This is a genomic window from Methylobacterium sp. 22177, from assembly GCF_052045615.1.
Lineage (GTDB): Bacteria > Pseudomonadota > Alphaproteobacteria > Rhizobiales > Beijerinckiaceae > Methylobacterium > Methylobacterium radiotolerans.
This window is the reverse complement of sequence record NZ_JBQEPK010000149.1, coordinates 1-321: the sequence shown is the minus strand read 5'-3', so window position 1 is coordinate 321 and position 321 is coordinate 1. Positions and strand designations below refer to the sequence as shown.

The window sequence follows — 321 nt, the reverse complement described above, 5'->3', positions numbered from 1 at the left end:
AGCGCGTCCCTCCACTTCAACGTGAAGAGTGCACCATCAAACCCTGGGATCAAACATCTAGAGTGACATCCTATCGTGCTGAATCATATGCATCTCAGCCTGCGTCGGCGAGATAGCGGCGGCATTCGGCTGACGTGAAGCTTTTGAAGGCTCGTTGGATAGGGTCTCAGAGGTCGCTGATCGTGCGAGCGGTCTCGGCACGAAGATTGGCCTTGAGCCTCGCGAAGGTGGGTTCGATCGGGTTGAAGTCGGAGTGAAGTTGCCCCGGTCTCGTGGCTCTTCGTCATTTCGTGTGGCTTCCCCGTGCGTTCTCCGTCTGTG

1 pseudogene is annotated in these 321 nt (G+C 57.0%); it reads right to left on the bottom strand.

The features are described 5' to 3' along the window. Positions 1-94 precede the first annotated feature (94 nt). Positions 95-250 (bottom strand): annotated as a pseudogene (locus tag ACTJK8_RS32470) (IS630 family transposase); the annotation flags it as partial. Between the last annotated feature and the right edge of the window lie 71 nt (positions 251-321).